General features: G+C 46.9%; 20 protein-coding genes. 18 read left to right on the plus strand and 2 right to left on the minus strand.

All coding sequences use genetic code 11. The features are described from left to right. Positions 1-27 precede the first annotated feature (27 nt). The 4 genes from EBI00_RS14010 to EBI00_RS14025 all read left to right on the plus strand — a co-directional run bounded on the left by EBI00_RS14010 (position 28) and on the right by EBI00_RS14025 (position 3419). Complete coding sequence (locus EBI00_RS14010) at positions 28-981, plus strand: Bug family tripartite tricarboxylate transporter substrate binding protein (protein ID WP_123096572.1); 954 nt, start codon at positions 28-30, stop codon at positions 979-981. Between the two features lie 60 nt (positions 982-1041). Further along, positions 1042-1500, plus strand: a complete 459-nt coding sequence (locus EBI00_RS14015; protein WP_123096573.1) for a tripartite tricarboxylate transporter TctB family protein — start codon at positions 1042-1044, stop codon at positions 1498-1500. 12 nt (positions 1501-1512) lie between these two features. Beyond that, on the plus strand, positions 1513-3000 hold the full coding sequence (locus EBI00_RS14020) for a tripartite tricarboxylate transporter permease (protein ID WP_123096574.1): 1488 nt from the start codon (positions 1513-1515) through the stop codon (positions 2998-3000). Positions 3001-3116: 116 nt separating this feature from the next. Then, on the plus strand, positions 3117-3419 hold the full coding sequence (locus tag EBI00_RS14025; protein WP_206612593.1) for a helix-turn-helix domain-containing protein: 303 nt from the start codon (positions 3117-3119) through the stop codon (positions 3417-3419). A gap of 136 nt (positions 3420-3555) precedes the next feature. Here EBI00_RS14025 and epmB read toward each other — a convergent pair whose 3' ends face one another. Next, positions 3556-4572: an EF-P beta-lysylation protein EpmB gene (gene epmB / locus EBI00_RS14030; protein WP_123096595.1), complete on the minus strand. Its 1017-nt coding sequence runs from the start codon at positions 4570-4572 to the stop codon at positions 3556-3558. A 188-nt stretch (positions 4573-4760) separates the two neighbouring features. On the opposite strand from epmB, the gene efp reads away from it, so the two are divergent. From efp to EBI00_RS14095, 13 genes are all read left to right on the plus strand, one after another. After that, positions 4761-5336, plus strand: coding sequence for an elongation factor P (gene efp / locus EBI00_RS14035; protein ID WP_123096575.1), 576 nt, complete (start codon positions 4761-4763; stop codon positions 5334-5336). A 272-nt stretch (positions 5337-5608) separates the two neighbouring features. Beyond that, positions 5609-6910, plus strand: a complete 1302-nt coding sequence (ugpB, locus tag EBI00_RS14040; RefSeq protein WP_123096576.1) for a sn-glycerol-3-phosphate ABC transporter substrate-binding protein UgpB — start codon at positions 5609-5611, stop codon at positions 6908-6910. 143 nt (positions 6911-7053) lie between these two features. Further along, a complete protein-coding gene (gene ugpA, locus EBI00_RS14045; protein WP_123096577.1) occupies positions 7054-7932 on the plus strand; it encodes a sn-glycerol-3-phosphate ABC transporter permease UgpA in 879 nt (292 codons plus the stop codon). Continuing rightward, complete coding sequence (gene ugpE / locus EBI00_RS14050; RefSeq protein ID WP_123096578.1) at positions 7929-8777, plus strand: sn-glycerol-3-phosphate ABC transporter permease UgpE; 849 nt, start codon at positions 7929-7931, stop codon at positions 8775-8777. Before ugpA ends, ugpE begins: the two co-directional genes overlap by 4 nt. A gap of 2 nt (positions 8778-8779) precedes the next feature. Further along, entirely contained in the window at positions 8780-9847 is a 1068-nt protein-coding gene (locus EBI00_RS14055) for a sn-glycerol-3-phosphate import ATP-binding protein UgpC (protein WP_123096579.1), read from the plus strand. Between the two features lies 1 nt (position 9848). Further along, positions 9849-10631: a glycerophosphoryl diester phosphodiesterase gene (locus tag EBI00_RS14060; protein WP_241557048.1), complete on the plus strand. Its 783-nt coding sequence runs from the start codon at positions 9849-9851 to the stop codon at positions 10629-10631. Positions 10632-10645: 14 nt separating this feature from the next. Next, positions 10646-11404: a DeoR/GlpR family DNA-binding transcription regulator gene (locus EBI00_RS14065; protein ID WP_123096580.1), complete on the plus strand. Its 759-nt coding sequence runs from the start codon at positions 10646-10648 to the stop codon at positions 11402-11404. Between the two features lie 7 nt (positions 11405-11411). After that, positions 11412-12233: an HAD family hydrolase gene (locus tag EBI00_RS14070; RefSeq protein WP_123096581.1), complete on the plus strand. Its 822-nt coding sequence runs from the start codon at positions 11412-11414 to the stop codon at positions 12231-12233. Between the two features lie 127 nt (positions 12234-12360). Continuing rightward, positions 12361-13578 carry a GAK system CofD-like protein gene (locus EBI00_RS14075; protein WP_123096582.1) on the plus strand — a complete coding sequence of 406 codons (1218 nt, stop codon included), beginning with the start codon at positions 12361-12363 and terminating at the stop codon, positions 13576-13578. A gap of 314 nt (positions 13579-13892) precedes the next feature. Then, positions 13893-14909 carry a response regulator gene (locus tag EBI00_RS14080; RefSeq protein WP_123096583.1) on the plus strand — a complete coding sequence of 339 codons (1017 nt, stop codon included), beginning with the start codon at positions 13893-13895 and terminating at the stop codon, positions 14907-14909. A gap of 4 nt (positions 14910-14913) precedes the next feature. Further along, entirely contained in the window at positions 14914-15873 is a 960-nt protein-coding gene (locus EBI00_RS14085; RefSeq protein ID WP_123096584.1) for a GGDEF domain-containing protein, read from the plus strand. A gap of 44 nt (positions 15874-15917) precedes the next feature. Continuing rightward, complete coding sequence (locus EBI00_RS14090) at positions 15918-16811, plus strand: DUF4394 domain-containing protein (protein WP_123096585.1); 894 nt, start codon at positions 15918-15920, stop codon at positions 16809-16811. Continuing rightward, complete coding sequence (locus EBI00_RS14095; RefSeq protein WP_123096586.1) at positions 16801-17466, plus strand: methylamine utilization protein; 666 nt, start codon at positions 16801-16803, stop codon at positions 17464-17466. The genes EBI00_RS14090 and EBI00_RS14095 overlap by 11 nt, the downstream gene beginning before the upstream one ends. A gap of 16 nt (positions 17467-17482) precedes the next feature. On the opposite strand, the gene EBI00_RS14100 is transcribed toward EBI00_RS14095, so the two are convergent. Then, a complete protein-coding gene (locus EBI00_RS14100) occupies positions 17483-17968 on the minus strand; it encodes an ATP-dependent zinc protease family protein (protein ID WP_123096587.1) in 486 nt (161 codons plus the stop codon). Positions 17969-18193: 225 nt separating this feature from the next. On the opposite strand from EBI00_RS14100, the gene EBI00_RS14105 reads away from it, so the two are divergent. Beyond that, the gene (locus tag EBI00_RS14105; RefSeq protein WP_241557049.1) at positions 18194-19099 is read left to right on the plus strand and encodes a D-hexose-6-phosphate mutarotase; all 906 of its coding nucleotides are present in this window, start codon (positions 18194-18196) and stop codon (positions 19097-19099) included. Positions 19100-19178 lie beyond the last annotated feature (79 nt).

Below are 19178 nucleotides of genomic sequence, written 5' to 3' on the forward strand. Positions count from 1 at the left end.
TAAATTTAAAAATCTCGGAGAAGACGCATGTTCAATTATAAAAAGAAAGCTGCGCTTATGAGTGCCTTGTTATTCGCATCGGGTGCTGCATTGGCTGATTACCCAGAAAAAACTATCACATTAATCGTTGGTTTTTCTGCGGGTGGTGGTACTGATGTGATGGCTCGTAATGTTGCCCCATACGTTGAAAAATACCTTGGAAATAATGCCAGCATCGTGGTGAAAAACGTTCCTGGTGCTAGTGGACAGATCGGTATTACCGAAGTCGCTCATTCTGATCCTGATGGCTACACCATAGGTACGTACAACCTTCCTGGTATGATGGCGCGTACATTGGATAGAGATTCTAAGTATTCTGCAGACAGTTTTACGTACCTTGCCAATATCGTTAGCGATCCAAACGTTATCGTTACCTCTAAAAAATCAGGGATCACTAATGCCAATGAATTTATCGAAGCGGCTAAAAAAGCGCCCAAATCCATTACCGTTGGCATGTCAAGTCTAGGTGGTGATGATCATCTTGGTTTAACTAAGTTTCAAAATATCACAAACACTGAATACACCATCATTCCTTTCAAAGGCTCTTCTGGTGCACGTACCGCGGTAATGGGTGGACATGTTGCAGCAGCCGTTTTGAATATTTCTGAAGTGGCGGCTTTTAAAGATGAATTGAATGTCATTGGTGTTGCTCGGTCAAAACGTTCTGAATTTGCTCCAGATGTTAAAACCTTTAAGGAACAAGGCGTAGAATTTTATAACGGGGCATTACGTGGTTTCGTTGCCCCTGCAGGTTTACCTATTGATATAGAGTTAAAACTACTTGAGGCGTTTAATAAAGCCGCCAATGATCCTGAAATGTTGGCGAAAATGAATGCGACTGCTAATCCTGTTGAGGCGTCTATCGGACCTGATTTTAAACGGCTAAATGATGAACTGTATCAACTGGCTAAACAAGCGTGGGAAACCACTCCTTGGAAATAACGTACGCAGTGCGGAGGATCGCCTCCGCACCATAATTTACTTAATAGGTAGTGGCTTGTGATGAATAATAACAATACAAACCCATTGTTGCGGCCGATGATAGTCATTGCATTTTGCATTTTTATCGCATCTGCTGCATTTCTTATCCCAGCGTTAGAACTAACGGGTAGGGCTTCTCTGTTACCCGTTGCTATGCTTATCGCTCTGATGGTGTTGTCAGTCATCTTAGTGATAACGGATATTAAAAAGGCTCGAACGAATAAAACGCCTTATAAACCCGCTCTTCAATCTCCAGGACGTGTACTTGGTGCACTACTCTCGGTTCTTGTATTCGTCACCAATGTTGATCTTCTCGGATTTTATTTGGCTACCGCTATTTTTGTGCCAGTTGCTGCGTATCTTTTTGGTTGTCGAAGCCTAAAGGTTTTGGTGGCTTCTGATGTCATTGTTGTTGTCGGTATTTATTTAATCTTTGGCATGGCAATGGTTAAAGATTTCCCTATGGGTTCTATTTGGTAGAGGTGACAGATTATGTACATGGATCTAATTTCAGCTCTTCCGAGCGTTCTCACGTTTGATAATTTTTTTGCCATTGTGATTGGTGTTCTATCGGGTATTGCAGTGGGCGCTATGCCAGGTCTTAGTGCAACTATGGCGATTTCTGTTTTGGTACCTTTCACATTCGGCCTTGATCCGCTGGTTGCGTTGGGTTTGATGGCTGGTATTTATAACGGCGCTATGTATGGTGGTGCGATTCCGGCAATATTGTTGCGTATACCGGGCACACCTGCTGCCGTAGCAACCAGTTTTGATGGTTACCCTATGGCGCAACAGGGGCGTGGTGGTTTTGCATTACAGATTGCGGTGGTTTCCTCTGCTATTGGTGGTATTGCTAGTGCTCTAGCCTTGATGTTGCTTGCTCCGCCATTAGCAAAAGTCACACTATTATTTGGGCCTTCTGAAGTCTTTTGGATCGCTGTGTTTGGGCTGTGTAGCATTATCTTTTTATTAGGAGAAAGTCCAATAAAAGGTTTGATTAGTGCGTGCTTTGGTATTTTTGTTTCTATGGTAGGAGCAGACCCTATTACTAGTGAAGACCGTTTTATTTTTGGACAACTTGAGTTATTAGATGGCATCAACATGGTTATTTTGTTGGTTGGTCTTTACGCCATGCCACCGGTCATCGATTTGCTTGAGCAGCCACTAGATACTAAAGAGGCTGGTAAAGCACTAAAAACAGAATCCTTGTTACGCAGCCTACCAAAGATGTTCCACTTCTGGAAAACGTGGCTTCGTTCATCTTTAATTGGTATTTGGATTGGTATTTTGCCAGGCGCTGGTGGTTCAATGGCGGCTTTTATGTCTTACAATGAGGCGCGTCGTGCGAGTAATAACCCAAATGAGTGGGGCCAAGGTGAGCCTGAAGGGGTTGCCGCAGCTGAAACGGCGAATAATGCTGATACTGCATCTGCTTTGATTCCTGCATTGACGCTAGGTATCCCAGGGACCGCAGTAGCAGCTGTTATGTTGGGTGGTTTGTTGGTGCATGGCTTACAGCCAGGACCAATGCTATTCCGTGATAATCCAGATATTGTATTTGGTTTTATGTGGCAGTTTTTGTTTGGTGCTATTTTGTTGATTTTTCTTGGTGGTTCATTGGCAACAAATAGCTTCTCCCATCTATTGAAACTTCCTCGTCCAGTACTGGGATCCATCATTATTGTCTTAATGTTTATCGGGGTGTATTCGATTAACGAACGTATGTTCGATGTCTATTTAATGTTGGGGTTTGGCTTAATCGGTTATGTCATGGATAAGTTTAAATTTCCATTACCTCCTGTAGTATTGGGATTGATCTTGGGTGGTTTTGCTGAAGAAAATCTTCGCTTAACGTTGTTGATTGGTCAGGGGCAATGGTCTGCTTTGTTTGCCAACACAACTAGTCTAGTGTTGGTCGCCATGACAATTGCTGTAGTAGTTGGTCCTATGCTTAAGCGTCTCTTTGTAAAGACTAAATAATGAACAGTTAACTTGGAAAAGGCTGAGTTCCTAACGGAGACAGCCTTTATGCTACGAAAATATTTTATAGCGGTTTGAATTATGCCTCTTTGGTGATACCCAAGAAGGCTTATTAGATGGATGGTTTTGTGAATCTTGATCGATTTGACTTTAATCAATTGTATGTATTTTATGTACTATATGAAGAAAGAAGCTTGAAGCATGCTGCCGAAAGGATGAATCTATCGCAATCGGCAATTAGTCATAAACTAAGTGGTTTACGTAAAACGTTCAACGATCCTTTATTTGAACGAAAAAATAGACAGATGCAACCTACACTATTTTCAGAGAAACTGGTTATTGAAATTGAACCAATAATAAAACAGCTTTTTAGTTTTTATAAAAAAATAAATGATTTTAGAACTATTAAAAGCGCTTAATTCATTTTTAATTTTGAGGATTTTATAGTTTAAAGCTTAAGTTCTATTTACTTCCTTCTCATAAGTTTTACCATTTTTTTGAGTTTAAGCATTTCAATAAACCTAGCAAAGAATCTATTACTCCTCACAGGCTTTATTAAATGTCAATAATAGGCGCAAAGACGGTTTTGGCCGGTTGGCCGGGGATTTCTTTGGCCAGTCTGGGGACCAAGTACCCGGGCAGTTCGGCGGCGACTTTCCCCATCAGGTGTTGTGCTTTTTCAATGCGAATATCAAAGTGCGCGGCGCCTTCGACTGGGTCTAGGGTAAACAAATAATAGGGTAATAGGCCGGCGCTAAAGACGGCTTCGCTCAGTTGCACTAGGGCTTCGACGCTGTCGTTGACGCCTTTGAGCAGTACCGCTTGATTGAGCAAGGTGATGCCTGCGCTTTTCAGCTTGCGGGCGGCTTGAGACACTTCCTCGTCCACTTCGTTGGCATGATTAATGTGCCAGACCATGACGATGTCAAGACGACTTTCGGTGATCCAGGCGAGCATGTCGTCACACACGCGGGCAGGGATGACCACCGGTAAGCGTGAATGAATGCGCAGGCGTTTAATTTGCGACAAGGCTTCCAGTTTTCGGACTTTGTCCGCCAGTAAGGCGTCTTTCATCATGAGTGGGTCGCCACCGCTCAAGATCACTTCGTTGACCTCGGGATGGCGCTGTAAGTAGTCAATCACGGATTGCCATTCGGCTTGCGCTAGCTGATTGTCGCCATAAGGAAAATGACGTCGAAAACAGTAGCGACAATTGACCGCGCAGGTGCCCGTGGTGATGACCAATAGGCGGCGCTTGTATTTGTGTACTATGGCTTTTTGCGGGTTGTGGTCGGCTTCTTCTAGCGGGTCTTTTGTATAGCCCGCGACCTTCTGCATTTCCATCGCGCTGGGTAAGACTTGCAGTAGCAGTGGGTCGTTTGGGTTGCCATATTCCATGCGCGACAAATAGGGCCGTGGCACCAGTAATTTAAAATTCTGATGAGCGGCGGCGCCCTGTTGCGCTAGGTGGTTGGGCAGTCCGAGCTGGGTCACGAGCTCGGGCAGGGACGTAATTGCCTGAGCGAGGTGTTCAGGCCAGCTTACCTTCTTCTGTGTTTGTATCGGAGTCACGTCAAATATCTGCAAAATTGTGTTCTTTTGGGTTATGATTGCGTCCACTTATTTATGGCTGATTAGGCCAGTGGCTCTCAGAGATCTTTGCAAACACTCTTTTTTATTTAAAGTGGTTTGCAGAGATCTTGGGACTGACATGATACGCCAGTCAGAGCTTTTTCTCTAAAAATATACTGTGAGGATGTATGGCTAATATAACTACCAGCGACATGCGCGGCGGCACGAAAGTTATGGTCGATGGCGACCCATGTGCGGTGCTAGACAATGAACACGTAAAACCCGGTAAGGGTCAAGCGTTTAACCGTTTGAAATTGCGTAATTTACGTTCTGGTCGCGTTTGGGAGCGTACCTTTAAATCTGGCGATACGCTAGAAGGCGCTGATGTGATGGACACCGATATGGAGTACTTGTACACCGACGGTGAATTCTGGCATTTCATGGCCGTAGATGGTTCTTTTGAGCAACACGCAGCGGACCAAACGGCCGTTGGTGATGCGATGAAGTGGTTAAAAGAGCAAGAAAAATACGTGGTCACTCTGTACAACGGTGCGCCATTGGCGGTGTCTGCGCCTAACTTTATTGAGTTAGAAGTCACAGAAACAGACCCAGGCGTGAAAGGCGATACCGCTAACGGCGGTTCTAAGCCAGCGACCTTGGTGACGGGCGCGGTGGTTAAAGTGCCTTTATTCATCAATATTGGTGAAGTTTTGCGAGTGGATACGCGCACCGGTGAATACGTGTCCCGCGCGACGGGCAAGTAACGCCACTCCCGTAGCCTAAGTGTATTCTCAAACCCGAGTTCGATGTGATCGAACTCGGGTTTTTTTATGCTCAAATTGACCTAGGGCCATTTCTAGTGATGGTTTCATGTTTCGCTCGTATTTTGTGCAAAATTTTCTTTTTCGCGGCTTTTGTGTTTCATTTGAATTGCAATTGTATTTCAAATGAAACCTTACTATCATCAAAGTGTCATATTTACTTTCTATAGTGGTTCTTTCTTTTCTAATAAAAACTCATTGTGAGGGACACGGAAATGCATAAATTGAAATTAGCGTCAGTGTTGGTCGGTTTGTCTATGGCTGGATCAAGCTTCGCGGCAACGCAAGTGGAGTGGTGGCATGCCATGGGGGGCGCCAATGGTGAAAAGGTCAATTCAATCGCTAAAGCCTTTAATGGTTCACAAGACAATTATGAAGTGAAGCCAGTCTACAAGGGTAACTACACAGAAACCATGACATCGGCGATTGCGGCGTTTCGTGCTAAGCAGCAGCCGGCTATTGTGCAGGTGTTTGAAGTGGGCACAGCGACTATGATGGCCGCAGAAGGGGCGATTTACCCTGTTCATAAGCTGATGCAGGAGTCTGGTCAGCCGTTGGATGAGAGCGCTTTTTTGAGCGCGGTAACTGGGTATTACACCAACAGTGACGGCAATATGCTTTCTATGCCTTTTAACAGTTCAACGCCAGTGCTTTATTACAACAAAGAATTGTTTGCTAAAGCAGGGATTAGCCAAATCCCGACGACATGGCAAGAAGTGGAAAGCGTGTCGAAACAATTGCAATCGGCAGGCGTTGGCTGTGGCTTCACCACCGCTTGGCAGTCTTGGGTACATTTAGAGAACTTCAGTGCTCGTCATAATGTGCCGTTTGCTACCTTGGATAATGGTTTTGGTGGCTTGAAAACTGAACTGACCTTCAATGGCCCGCTGCAAGTGGCTCACATTGAGAAAATGGGCGAGTGGCAGAAAAACGGCATTTTTAGCTACTCTGGACGTACTAACGACGGTGCGGCGAAATTCTACAGCCAAGAGTGCGCCATGTTTACAGAATCGTCCGCAGGTTACGCGGGTATCACGCGTAATGCGACTTTCGATTTTGGTGTGACTGAGCTGCCATACTGGGAAGGCAAAGTTGATCAGCCTTCTAATACCATCATAGGCGGCGCTTCTTTGTGGGTGTTGCAAGGCCATTCTAAAGAAGAATACAGCGCGGTAGCGTCTTTCTTAAGCTTCTTATCAAGTGCTGAAGTTCAAGCGGATTACCATCAGGTAACAGGTTATTTGCCGATCACAGAAGCTGCTTACGACTTGACCACAAAGCAAGGTTTTTATGCAGCGAATCCAGGCACAGAAACGGCGGTTTTGCAAATGACAACGGGCACGCCAACAGCGAATACCAAGGGATTGCGTTTGGGTAACTTTGTGCAAATCCGTGGTGTGATCGATGAGGCATTAGAGTCTGTTTGGAGCGGCGATGTGGACGCACAAACGGCGCTTAATTCGGCGGTAACGCGTGGTAATGCGCTGCTTCGTCGTTTTGAAAAAGCCAACGATTAATACGAAAGTAATCGCCCTTATGCTGATGGTATAAGGGCGTTTTTTTGTGCTTGTATCTGTGTTTTGTTGGTGTTTTTAGTGCGTTTTTAGGTGTTTCTCGTGCGTTTTTTTAATGCGTATTTTTTATTTATTTGGATTGTCCGATGACAGTGACCTTTCCCCAAAAAGGCTTGCCTTGGTTGTTGCTTTTGCCCCAGCTACTGGTAACCGCCGTTTTTTTTCTTTGGCCCGCTGAACAAGCGTTAGAGCAAGCGTTTTATCGAGAAGACGCGTTTGGCTTGAGCCGTGAATTTGTTGGTTTGGAAAACTTTGCCGATTTATTTTCGGACCCTTTGTATTATCAGTCTCTTGTGACCACCTTGGTGTTTAGCTTTTCGGTGGCGATTGCTGGATTGTCGGTGGCGTTGCTGTTGGCGGTGATGGCCGATCGAATCATTCGAGGGAAATTGGCGTATCAAACTTTATTGATCTGGCCGTACGCTGTGGCGCCTGCTTTGGCGGGTGTGCTGTGGTGGATTTTATTTGACCCTAGCATGGGGCCAATTGCCCTTTGGTTAGGTGCTGCCGGAGTAGAGTGGAATCATTACTTGGATGGTAATCAGGCGATGATTTTGGTGGTAATTGCCTCGACATGGAAGCAAATCAGTTACAACTTCTTATTTTTCTTGGCGGGGTTGCAGGCGGTTCCGCGTTCTTTAATCGAAGCGGCGGCCATTGATGGTGCCAGTCCGTTTAAGCGTTTTTGGACTATTGTGTTTCCTTTGCTGTCTCCGACAACGTTTTTCTTGTTGGTAGTGAACCTAGTGTATGCCTTCTTTGAAACCTTTGGAGTAATTGATGCGACCACCAAAGGCGGCCCAGGGCAAAGTACCACGACCCTGGTGTATAAAGTCTTTGATGACGGTTTTGTTGGTTTGGATTTGGGCGGATCGGCGGCGCAATCGGTGATCTTGATGGGCATTGTTGGCCTGATGACGGTGGTTCAGTTTCGCTTTATTGAGCGTAAGGTGCAGTACTCATGATAGAGAATCGACCTTGGTTAACCTTTACGAGTCATGCCACCTTGTTGTTGGGGATTGCTTTGGTAGCTTTGCCTGTATGGATGGCGCTGGTGGCTTCGACGCATCCTGCGTCGGCGTTTGGGGTTGGGCACATTCCTTTGTGGTTTGGTGATGCTGGCGCCGCAACTTGGGGCGCGGTGTTATTTGACAAGGCGGGCAACGGTGTTGATGTGCCAGTGTGGTTTATGATGCTCAATTCCCTGATTATGGCGTTGGGCATCACTTTTGGCAAAATCGCTATTTCCTTATTATCTGCCTATGCGATTGTATTCTTCCGCTTCCCGTTGCGTGGTTTTTGCTTCTGGATCATTTTTATGACTCTGATGCTGCCGGTTGAAGTGCGTATTGTGCCGACGTTTGAGGTGGTGGCGAACTTGGGTTTGCTCAACAGTTATACGGGGTTGACGCTGCCTTTGATTGCCAGTGCCACGGCGACGTTTTTGTTTCGTCAGTGTTTCTTGAGTATTCCTGGGGAGCTGGTGGAAGCGGCGCGTATGGATGGGGCGGGGCCTTGGCGGTTCTTTTTTGATATTTTGCTGCCCCTGTCGCGAACCAATATCGCGGCCTTGTTTGTTATTTTGTTTATTTACGGTTGGAATCAATATCTCTGGCCTTTGTTGATCACTACGGACGATGCCTATTACACCTTGGTTATGAGTATTAAGCGCATGTTGTCGGTGACCGATGGGGATATTGCCTGGAATCAGATCATGGCGACCACCTTGTTGGCGATGTTGCCCCCTGTCGCTGTGGTGATAGGCATGCAGCAGCTGTTTGTGAAAGGTTTAGTGGATTCGGAGAAGTAGTCATGACGGACGTTATTTTAGAAAAAGTCGGCAAAACCTACCCTAATGGTTTTCATGCTATCCCTAGTGTGGATTTATCGATTGAGGAAGGGGAATTTATTGTTTTGGTTGGGCCATCGGGTTGTGGTAAATCCACCTTGTTGCGTATGGTGGCGGGGTTAGAGAGTATTTCCACGGGTGAGCTGCGCATTCGTGGCGAGCGCATGAATGACAAGGAGCCGGCTGACCGCGATATTGCTATGGTGTTTCAGAATTACGCTTTGTACCCCCACATGACGGTCTACAACAATATGGCGTATGGTTTAAAAAATCGTGGCATGGCGAAAGAGTTGATCGCGGAAAAAGTCACGGATGTGGCGACTATGTTGGGGTTGACTGAGTTGTTGCAGCGTAAGCCGCGGCAATTATCCGGTGGTCAACGTCAGCGGGTGGCCATGGGGCGTGCCATGGTGCGAGATCCGAAAGTCTTCTTGTTTGATGAGCCCTTGTCGAATCTGGATGCTAAATTGCGGGTGCAGATGCGGGTGGAGATTCGTCAGTTGCAGCGTAAGTTGGGTACCACGACTTTGTACGTGACCCACGATCAGGTGGAAGCCATGACCTTGGCGGACCGCTTGGTGGTGTTGAACAAAGGTAAGGCTGAGCAGATAGGTACTCCCATGGATTTGTACAATAAACCGGCGACCCCGTTTGTGGCCGCGTTTATTGGTTCGCCTTCGATGAACTTGCTCGGTGCCAATCTGACTGAGCAAGGCATCAAGGTTTCCGACGCGCTTACGTTGCCCTTGTCTCATCGGCATCGTGGTTCGATTGTGTGGGGCATTCGCCCAGAGCATCTGGCGGTGTCGGATGAGCAAAATGCTGATTTCGCTTTGCGCATTCAGGCGGTAGAATCCTTAGGGGCCGAGACCTTAATTCACGGTAAAATAGATACGGCGTCTGGTGACGGTGAGCCTATGGTGGTGCGTCTATCTGGACCGCACTTGCCGGACATCAATAGTGTGATGTGGCTGACGGCGCCAGCGCAACACTGGCACTTATTTGACGCAATGACTCAGCAGAGGTTGTGAAATGACGATGCAAACTGACACGCTTGTGAAGCGTGATTCTTTGAAAGAAAAAGTGTTGAAAACAAAGGTAATGGGGCACCGTGGTGCGGCGTTATTGGCACCTGAAAATACCTTGGCGTCGGTGCGTGCCGCGGCCGAGGCTGGCGCGACCTGGGTCGAAATCGATGTGTATTTGATCGCGGAAGGGGGCTTGGTCATTTTCCATGACGATACTCTGGATCGCTGTACTAATGGATCGGGTGTAACGCGTGAAGCGCGTCCTACCGAGGTGGCGGAGTTAGACGCTGGCGCTTGGTTTTCCGAGAAATTTGTTGGGGAAAAAGTGCCGACCTTGTTGGAGGCCTTGGAGTGCATTCAGTCGTTAAACTTGGGGTTGAATCTTGAGATTAAGCACGATGGCGCGGATGTGGAAAACATTGTGCCCGCGGTGATGGCGATGTTGCGCGATCATTGGCAAGACAATGACCGTCTGATGATCTCCAGCTTTAACTTGGCGGCGTTAGAGCTGTGTTACGAGATTGATCCTCAGCGTCATCTTGCGCCCTTGTATGAAGACATTCCTGAGGACTGGCAAGAGCAGCTTGCCGGTATTGAAGCATACAGTCTGAATTGTGATTACTCCCGTTTGACCGAAGCGCAAGCACGCGCGGTGAAAGCCGCTGGCTATAAACTGCTGTGTTATACCGTGAATGACCCGCAAACAGTGGAAGGGCATTGGGCGTGGGGCATGGATGCGGTGATTACGGATGACCCAACGCGGTTTGCTTCACTATTGATGAAATAATGTAAGGGTGCCGTGTGGAGCTAAATGAGCGACAAAACCAGATATTAAACTGGGTGCAGCAAGAAGATGCCTTATTAGTGGAGCAGATGGTGGCCCGTTTTAAGGTGTCATCACAAACCATTCGTAAGGACATTAATCAGCTGGCGGAGCGTCATCTGGTGCGTCGAACTCATGGTGGGATTGCGCCGCTATCCAGTGCCGAAAATTTGCCGTTTGACCATCGTCAGTTTTTGAACAGCGAGGCAAAAATGGCGATTGCGGCCCAGGTTGCACAGATGATTCCCAGTGGCGCCTCGGTGTTTTTGGGTATTGGCACCACGGTGGAGTACGTGGCGAAAGCCTTAGTGTCTCATCACGATTTGCAAGTGTTTACGAACAATTTAACCGTGGCGACTATCTTGGGGAATTACCCACATATTCGCGTCCGTGTACTGGCTGGGAAATTGCGTCATCAGCACCATGATTTGGTCGGTGAAGACACCTTGTCAGGCTTAAGGCAGTATTATTTTGACTATGGCGTACTTGGCTGTGGTGGCATGGACGAAGAACAAGGGGTGTTGGATTTTGACCCCGAAGAAGCGGCGGTAAGTCGCGTGTTGGTGGAGCAAAGCCGCCACAGTTTGCTGGTGGTCGATCAGCATAAATGGGGACGCAAAGCCATGGCGCGAGTGCAGCCTTTCGCTTCGATCGATTGGCTGTTTAGTGATGCGCTCACCGACGCACAAATCCGTTTACTCACCGCTCACGGTGTTCAAATTCAACTTTGTTCTTAGGACGACTATGTCGATATCTGCTGTTTCTGCGCTTTCTCTTACTGACCTTGAGACTAGCACCTGCCAAAATTTACGGTTTATTTTAACGGATTTTGATGACACCTTGACTTGGGAAGGTCAGTTGCCGGTAGCAACCTTACAAGCCTTGGCGCAATTAGAAGCCGAGGGGGTTAAGGTGATTCCCGTCACGGGGGGCTGTGCGGGTTGGTCAGATATGATTGCCCGGGCTTTACCCGTGGATGGGGTGATTACCGAAGGGGGAGCGTGTTTTATTGGCAAGACCTCTGAGCGCCATCTCACTTATGCGTTTTGGCGCGATGAGTCAGCGATGCGTGCAGAGCAGGCGCGGATATTGGCGCAAGTGAATCCCTTGTTATCGCAATTTCCTCGTTTACGTTTGGCGCGAGATCAGGCTTATCGTTTGACTGATGTGGCGATTGATTATGCGCAAGATGTGAAACCCGCGGCGGTGGAGGAAAAAGACGCCTGCTTGGCGGCGCTTCTGGCGCTGGGTTTAAACGCCAAGGCAAGCTCAATCCACATTAATGTCTGCTCTCCAGGCTATGATAAATTTGCCATGGCACAGCGAGTGTTGACTGAGGTGTATGGATTGAGCGCGCAAGAACAGGAAGCGCAGGTTTTGTACGTTGGGGATGCACCCAATGATGAAAGCATGTTTGCGCGTTTTCCGTTGAGCGTCGGGGTGGCCAATATTGCTGAGCATTTGCCTATGATGCGACATCGTCCTCGTTATCAAACCACGCAACCGGGTGGTTTGGGCTTTGCTGAACTGACTCAGGTGATTTTAACGGCGAGGCAGGAACCTTAACAAATTCGACCAATGTCATCGCAAATCAACACTTAAGTGCAATTAAATGCGTTATAGCCTGTCTTTTGTCTAGAGAGTATTTTAGCATTGGCAGAAGTAGCGGATTCTAATTTACATGAGGTTGATTATGGTGGACTCTTTGCGTATCTGGCGACGTATGGCGATGCCAGATCCTGTGCGTGTTCATCGTTTTCGAAGCTTGCCTGAGCAGGGCCCTAAGGTGTTGTTCTTTAGTGGTGGCTCGGCGCTGAATAAAATCAGCCGAGTGCTTAAAGAATACACTCATCATTCTATTCATTTGGTGACGCCTTTTGATTCGGGGGGCAGTTCCGCTCGTTTAAGGGCGGAGTTCGATATCCCTGCGGTGGGGGATTTGCGCAGTCGTCTTATGGCGCTGGCCGATGAAACCGTCATGGGGCAACCTGAAGTCTATGAATTATTTACCCATCGTTTGTCTCAGGAAGAAGCCGTTTCGGTGCTAAAAAGCCAATTGCAGCAGCTTGTTGTTGGCGAACACCCTCTTATTGAACGCATTCCTAATCCCATGAAAGCCCTGATACAAACCCAGCTTGCGGTGACTCAGTCGCGTATTCACGATGACTTTGATTTGCGTGGCGCCAGTATTGGCAATCTGATTATGGCGGGCGGGTATCTTAATAATCAGCAGCAATTGGACCCGATTGTGTTTTTGTTTTCTCGTTTAATCAGAGCGCTGGGCGAGGTGAAAACCACTATAGATGCCAGTTTGCACCTAGGAGTTGAGTTAGAAAACGGCGATGTTGTGTTGGGGCAACACAGGATCACAGGCAAAGAAACTCAGAGGTTACCTAGTCCTATAAAGCGCATGTGGCTAAACAAAGGTTTGCGTTATATTCGTCCCACGAACTGTCACATTGCGGAAGACCGCAAAGACGCCATCGAAGGAGCGGATTTAATTTGTTATCCCCCAGGCAGTTTTTACAGCAGTCTACTGGCTAATCTGATACCAGAAGGAGTGGGGCGCGCCATTTGTCATAATCCCAATCCTAAAGTGTATTTACCGAATCTAGGGGTAGACCCAGAACAGCAGGGTTTACCTATTATGGAAAGAATAGAGCGTTTGATCGCTGTTGTACTGAAAGATACGGTACTGGAGGATGTGGCGCCTGCAGAGAAAGAAACGGACAGTGCTGTCTTGTCGGCGCTGGATTATGTGTTAATGGATTCGGATTACGATTACGGTGACTTGGATGAAGCACGGCTTAGGTCGCTGAATATTCAAGTGATTAAAACCCCGCTTATCACCCGCAAGGTAAATAAATACGATGAGCGCTTGGTCGCTCAGGCGTTATTGTCGCTTGCTTAACGGTTTTTGTCTGATTGACGACCTAGTGGTTCGCTAAATAATAAAAATACCCAGAATAATTGTAAGGACTAACAATATAGGGTAATAAGTGGGGTTGTGTAACCACGCGGGATAGCGTGATTTTACAGTAAGTTACATATTGAAGCTCGATTGCGTGCGATGATACGGCCTTGTGATATCAGCTTTTGCTTGAATATGGTTTGTTAAGCGATATGTTAGACAAATATTTTTAGAAAAACATTTAGAAAGACACTTTAAAAGACACTGAACAAGACCTCTTAAGAGTGACATTGTATGACAAAAAGAGAATGGCAATGAGTACACGTGTACTAATCTGTGATGATTCAAAGATGGCGAGAAAGCAGTTGGCCAGAATATTACCAGAAGACTGGGATGTACTGGTGGACTTTGCTGAGCACGGCCAAGAAGCACTGGATAAAATGGCGTCCGGCAAAGTCGATATTTTGTTTCTAGATTTGAACATGCCGGTCAAAGACGGGTATGAAACGCTGGAAGCCATGCAGTCATTTACCCATCTCCCTGCGGTGATTGTGGTGTCTGGGGATGTCCAACCCAAAGCCGTTCAAAGGGTCAAGGACTTAGGGGCGATGGCATTTCATAAGAAGCCCGCTTCGGCTGAAGAGCTGAGAGGCTTGTTGCTTTCCTTAGGCTTGTTTACTCCTACAGACGGGAAATCCCTGTCAGTGGCTCCCCATTCGGTATCGGCGGCCGAGCAGTTCACCCTGAATGAGTGTCTTCAAGAAGTGGCTAATATTGCCATGGGACGTGCCGCCAGTGTGTTGGCTGATATGTTGAATGTCTTTGTTAAGCTGCCCGTGCCTAAGGTGAGTATTCTTGAGGTCGGCGAGTTACAAATGGCCTTGGATTACAGCATTAAAGACAGCAGCTGTTCTGCGGTGTCCCAAGGTTTTGTTGGTTCTGGTGTGGCGTTTGAAACTCTGCTTATCTTCAGTGACTCTAGTTTTCCGGATATGGCCAGTTTGCTTAATGTCAGTGAGGAGATTACCAGCGTTGTAGAGGTTGAGCTGTTAATGGATGTCTCTTCTGTGCTGGTTGGGCCTTTTATTGACGCGCTTGGGAAGCAGCTGAATATCGACTTCAGTCAGGGGCATCCTTCGCTATTGGCTCAGCATGCAAAGGTATCGGATTTGGTTAACACAAAACGGGCTAAGTGGAAGCGTACTCTTGCTGTTGAAATTGCTTATGAGGTAGAAAATTATCAAATAAGTTGTGATCTGATGCTGTTGTTCACAGAAGATTCTGTGTCAATGCTAGAGAATTTATTGTCCTATTTGGTAGAGGAAGATTGACTCCATGAGTAACGCTGCAGAAGACATGATGGAACTACACTGGCTGTTTGATATGCTTCAGCATATTGATGTCGGCTTGGTGGTGTTAAATCGCAATCATGAGATTAAGCTGTGGAACAGTTTTATGGAAAACCACAGTGGTGTGAGTTCTTCCATTGCCAAAGAGCAATCCCTTTTTAAGGTTTTTCCGCAAATCAATCAACACTGGCTACAAAATAAGCTGGATAACGTCATCGCCTTGCGAACTCCGATTTTTATCTCTTGGGAGCAGCGGCCGCATTTGTTTCCTTTTAAAGGTTATCGCCCGATTACCGGTGTGGCGGAACAGATGTATCAGAATGTCGCGCTGCGCCCGATTACCAACCCAGACGGTTCTGTTGCCTACGTGTGTATGGTGGTGTATGACGTGACGGATGTGGCAACCAATAAGGAATCTTTGTCACAAGCCAATCTACGTTTAGATTACCTTAGTAAGATCGACCCGTTAACGGAGTTGAATAATCGCGGTAGCTTAGACAAAGCCCTTCAGGTTACTTATGACACCTTTAAATTAAGACCCAATGAAACGCATTCTTTAGTGATGGCCGATGTGGATTTTTTTAAGAAGGTCAATGACGTGTATGGCCATACGGTAGGCGATTTAGTACTGAAGGAAGTGGCGCAAATTCTCTCTAGCAACAAAAGAAAAGGGGATTTTGTTGGTCGTTACGGTGGTGAAGAGTTTGCCATTCTGTTACCCCATACGGACACCGCCAGTGCGTTGTTCTTTTGTGAAAAAATACGCAAAAAAATCGCGGCCGCTAAAATTGCTGCGCCAGAAGGTGAGGTCAGTGTGACTATGAGTTTTGGGATATCACAAGCCAAATCGGTGGATAAGTCAATTTCAGAATGGATCAGTCGCTCAGACAATGCCTTATATAAAGCCAAAGAAAGTGGCCGTAATCAATCTGTTGTGGAAAGCTAGGCTACTCTTAGTGTTAGTTAATGTGAGTCGTTTGAGGAGAATACATGATTCGTAAAACATCTTCCATACTATTGGCCTTGGGTGTGCTGGCCAGCGCGTCACAAGCGCAAACCCTGTCCACTATGTCTACTGATATGGCTGCGCCGGAAACCCTGCACGCCTTGTTGTCTGACAATACGCTGATTAAATTTAATGCGGCTGAGCCTGCAGTGGTAAAGAATCGGGTGTCGTTACAAGGCTTTAGTCAATCCGATGAGCGCATTATGGGGATCGATTTTCGCGTTGCTTATGGGGTTATGTATGCCGTATCAAACCTAGGCCAAATGTACACTATTGATACGGAATCCGGTCAAATGACTCCTATTGGCAAGCCGACTCAAGGTGTGCGGTTGGACGGGGAATTGTATGGGGTAGACTTTAACCCTGCGGCCGACCGTATTCGTGTGGTTACAGACGGCGGTGTGAATGGCCGCATGCACCCAGAAACAGGCCTTTATGTGGATAACCAGTCAGAAATGTCGGGGGTTCAGTTCGATGGGGATTTGCAATACAGTGCGGATGATGTGGCCTACGGTTTGACGCCTCGTTTGGTTGCGGCGGCCTATACCTATAATGCAAAAAACAACAAGTTGACGACGAACTTTGCGATTGATGCAGCACAAGGTACCTTGGTGACACAGGGAACGCGCGAGACAGAGGTGAATCAGGTGTCGCCCAATACAGGAAAACTCTATACCGTTGGTTCGTTAGCGACGGGACCTGTGGTGGATGCGCATTTTGATATTGCGGACGTGACTAATGCGGCTTATGTGGCATTAAGCACACAAGACAAGGCGTCTTATACTTTGTATAAAATCAACCTTGATAATGCCGAACTGACGAAGATAGGTGAATTGGCTTCTGGTAACGCTATTGTGGGAATGGCCATTGAACCTTAACCGTGTTGTGTATTTTTTCTTTGCTGGGCTAGTGTGTTTTTGGCTGCCCAGTGCGGGGGCTGACACCTTGACTGTCGATGTGTCATCGACGGTAGGAAAGCCTTTAGATTACAGTGTGGTCTTTTTAGAGCCCTTGTCTTTGTCAGCTGACCTTGCGGATCAAGCGCCCCCCAAGGCGGTGATTGCCCAAGAACAAAGCCTATTTATACCGGCCATTTCGGTTTTACAAACAGGCACTCAGGTGGAATTCCCTAATCTGGATACGGTTCGCCATCATGTGTATTCTTTTTCAGAGGCAAAAACCTTTGATATAAAACTGTATCTTGGGCGAGCGCCATCGAGTGAGCTGTTTGATCGTCCTGGCGTGGTGGCATTGGGTTGCAATATACATGATGCCATGATTGCTTGGGTAGTTGTCGTGGACACGCCTTATTTTGCTATTGCGGATAATAACGGCCGTGTCAGCATGGACGTGCCAGCGGGTGACTATCGTTTGAAGGTTTGGGACAGAAGACAGCTGGGCGGGACTGAGCAAGAGCGTGTGGTGACAGTGGCGGGTGCTCAGTCGCTTACTTTGTCTGTGGATGCCTCGGCGTTTGATCCCTATACAGAGGTCACTGGAAGGTCGGTTGGCAGTGTGCAGGCACGGCAATAAGCGTGCCCTGTGATGTTTATACGGTGGTGGCGGAATACAGCCCTTGAAGTGTTTTTTTGTCTTGCTCCCCTAGTAAGCAAATGGCTTCTGGATCAATAAGAATTCGTCCGTTCATAGCCTCTCGTCCGAGTAGCATTCTGTAGCCCATGCTGTCACGGTTGGTGAGGGTGACTTCGACTTCCCACACTGTGCCACCAAGAGAAAGCGGCACGCAAATAACCGGCCGCTTTTCTTTATCACCGCTGGAACTTTTGATGACTCTTTGGTCAATTAGTGGGGCTTCGCAGTGCACGGTGACCTTGCGATTTTTTTGCAATGGATGAACTTCAAAGCGGACCCATTTTTCGTCATTTCGAGAAAAACGTTCAATATTGATTGCGTGCATTGATGAGGTTTTTGCGCCAGAATCAACGCGAGCTTTAATGGCAGGAATGTTAAGAGAAGGAAATGCGCACCACTCGTCGCAACCAATGATCATTTTGGATTCGTTTTGTTGATTCATAAACACTCAAACACCTTTTAAAATGAAAGCCAGCGACCTGTCGTGGCGGTTCTACCCTGTTTTATAACGTAAAAATGCCATCAGGTTAAGCCTTTATTGATATACCGCAAGGTTATCTGCTTTGTTGAATTGTCAGTATCACTACAAGCTATTGTAATCATGCTGTCTACCGTTAATATGAGCGTACTAAAAATTTTACTGGAGTTATAAATGAATGGCCGGTTAATGAAAGATTTAGAGGAACTGGGTGGTGAAATACGCCCGGCTAGCTTTAAAAAGTGCGATGAAATTATCATTGATCAACCCGGCTTTAGCGCAACGATCGCGTTATGGGGTGGGCATTTGAAGAGCTTTGTTCCTGCGGGTCAGGAAGATCTTTTGTTTCAATCTTCACAGCCTGGCGGTGAAGGGCGTTTTAGTCGTCAACATTTTGGCATTCCTGTTTGCTGGCCTTGGTTTGGCGCTCATGAGGTTCACGATGATTATCCTGCCCATGGTTTGGCTCGTTATTTTCGTTGGGAGTTTATTGAAGCAGGCCATTTTAAAAATGGGGATGTAAAAATCGTCATTCGTTTGGCGTCTGAAGATCATCCATTAATTGAAGAAATGTGGCCACAGGCGTTCGAATTAAGACAAGTGTTTCGTTTTTCGCGTAAAGGTTTCCGCATCAATTTTTCGGCAGCCAATCTGTCTGATCAGCCGATGGCTGTCAGTGAAGCGCTTCACACTTATTTTAATGTGTCGGATAATCAAACAGCACAAGTGCATGGTCTGGATCAGGTCGCTTATGTGGATAAGTTTGACAATGGTGATCGTAAGCTGCAAAACGGCATTGTGACGCCCTGTGACACCATGGATCGGGTGTATTTGTCTGCCCCTGAGACCTGTGAGATACAGGATCTAGGCTTACAAAGACGCTTGGTCATTCACACCGAAGGCAGTAACAGCACCATACTTTGGAATCCTGGCGCTGAGATTGCGAAGCAACGTACTGACATGATGGATGAGGATTTTCGCCGTTTTGTGTGCGTTGAAGCAGGGAATGCCCTCAGTGATGCCTATGAGATCCCACCCGGTGGCATCCATCAGTTAAAGCTGAAAGTAAAGCACAAGCCTTTGTTGACCGAGTAGCGTGAGTGATCCGTCTTGTTTAGTCGATCCATAAAAAAACCCGTCTGATTTGAAGTGACCCCCAATAGTTGGACAACCA

The sequence above is a fragment of the Marinomonas hwangdonensis genome (genome assembly GCF_003721245.1).
In the GTDB taxonomy this organism is placed as follows: domain Bacteria; phylum Pseudomonadota; class Gammaproteobacteria; order Pseudomonadales; family Marinomonadaceae; genus Marinomonas; species Marinomonas hwangdonensis.

Excerpts from the sequence above, each read along its gene's own strand:
- EBI00_RS14010 (WP_123096572.1), top strand. The coding sequence starts at position 28 with ATGTTCAATTATAAAAAGAAAGCTGCGCTTATGAGTGCCTTGTTATTC.
- EBI00_RS14015 (WP_123096573.1), top strand. The coding sequence starts at position 1,042 with ATGAATAATAACAATACAAACCCATTGTTGCGGCCGATGATAGTCATT.
- EBI00_RS14020 (WP_123096574.1), top strand. The coding sequence starts at position 1,513 with ATGTACATGGATCTAATTTCAGCTCTTCCGAGCGTTCTCACGTTTGAT.
- EBI00_RS14025 (WP_206612593.1), top strand. The coding sequence starts at position 3,117 with ATGGATGGTTTTGTGAATCTTGATCGATTTGACTTTAATCAATTGTAT.
- efp (WP_123096575.1), top strand. The coding sequence starts at position 4,761 with ATGGCTAATATAACTACCAGCGACATGCGCGGCGGCACGAAAGTTATG.
- ugpB (WP_123096576.1), top strand. The coding sequence starts at position 5,609 with ATGCATAAATTGAAATTAGCGTCAGTGTTGGTCGGTTTGTCTATGGCT.
- ugpA (WP_123096577.1), top strand. The coding sequence starts at position 7,054 with ATGACAGTGACCTTTCCCCAAAAAGGCTTGCCTTGGTTGTTGCTTTTG.
- ugpE (WP_123096578.1), top strand. The coding sequence starts at position 7,929 with ATGATAGAGAATCGACCTTGGTTAACCTTTACGAGTCATGCCACCTTG.
- EBI00_RS14055 (WP_123096579.1), top strand. The coding sequence starts at position 8,780 with ATGACGGACGTTATTTTAGAAAAAGTCGGCAAAACCTACCCTAATGGT.
- EBI00_RS14060 (WP_241557048.1), top strand. The coding sequence starts at position 9,849 with ATGACGATGCAAACTGACACGCTTGTGAAGCGTGATTCTTTGAAAGAA.
- EBI00_RS14070 (WP_123096581.1), top strand. The coding sequence starts at position 11,412 with ATGTCGATATCTGCTGTTTCTGCGCTTTCTCTTACTGACCTTGAGACT.
- EBI00_RS14075 (WP_123096582.1), top strand. The coding sequence starts at position 12,361 with ATGGTGGACTCTTTGCGTATCTGGCGACGTATGGCGATGCCAGATCCT.
- EBI00_RS14080 (WP_123096583.1), top strand. The coding sequence starts at position 13,893 with ATGAGTACACGTGTACTAATCTGTGATGATTCAAAGATGGCGAGAAAG.
- EBI00_RS14085 (WP_123096584.1), top strand. The coding sequence starts at position 14,914 with ATGAGTAACGCTGCAGAAGACATGATGGAACTACACTGGCTGTTTGAT.
- EBI00_RS14090 (WP_123096585.1), top strand. The coding sequence starts at position 15,918 with ATGATTCGTAAAACATCTTCCATACTATTGGCCTTGGGTGTGCTGGCC.
- EBI00_RS14100 (WP_123096587.1), bottom strand. The coding sequence starts at position 17,968 with ATGAATCAACAAAACGAATCCAAAATGATCATTGGTTGCGACGAGTGG.
- EBI00_RS14105 (WP_241557049.1), top strand. The coding sequence starts at position 18,194 with ATGAAAGATTTAGAGGAACTGGGTGGTGAAATACGCCCGGCTAGCTTT.